This is a genomic window from Faecalibacterium sp. An58 (assembly GCF_002161515.1).
In the GTDB taxonomy this organism is placed as follows: domain Bacteria; phylum Bacillota; class Clostridia; order Oscillospirales; family Ruminococcaceae; genus Faecalibacterium; species Faecalibacterium avium.
The window spans coordinates 1-613 of sequence record NZ_NFHX01000084.1 but is presented as its reverse complement, the minus strand read 5'-3'; the positions used below and the strand labels follow the sequence as shown (position 1 = coordinate 613).

Below are 613 nucleotides of genomic sequence, written 5' to 3'. Positions count from 1 at the left end.
CTGGCCGAGCGCGGCATTGTGAACGGCCAGCTTGTAGATCCGGAAAAGCTGGATAGCGACCCTTTTATTCGGCAGGTGGTGGCGGATGCTGAGGCAACTAAGGAGACTGTTTCCGCCCAGTTTCAGAAAACCTTAACGGCAGAAGATGTAACCGACATCCGTCTGGAAAGCAGCAGCTACTCGGCGGTGTCCCGGGAGAAAGAGTATCACCTGTCCTGCAAGATCAACGGTATGCCGGATACGCTCGTCTATACTGTCTCCCAGCACGATGACGGAGAAGGCTTTACCATCCGGAGCGGCCAGCGTGAGGAAGATGATATCTGGAAAAAGATGCCTCAACCCGAGCTGGAAAAGCTGGAGGCTGTTTTGGCCCAGGCGGTGGAGTTTGACTACTGGAGCAAATCCATTGAACACGCAGCCGATGCAGATGCCCTCGAAGTGGTAACTCTGGACTATCAATGGGCCGAAGATCTGAATTTGAGTAGCGAGCAGCGCAACGCCCTTTGGGAGCAGATCGAAGATCGGAAAGCACAACTTACCACACAGCCTGCCGTTCCAACGGAACCGATGGCAGCTTACCCGGCAGAGGAAACACACCTGCCCTACGATGTGG

General features: G+C 54.8%; 1 protein-coding gene. It reads left to right on the top strand.

Translation table 11 applies throughout. The annotated features are described in order from the left end of the window. On the top strand, positions 1-613 hold a 613-nt coding region (locus B5G12_RS14700; protein ID WP_158099733.1), incomplete at both ends, for a hypothetical protein.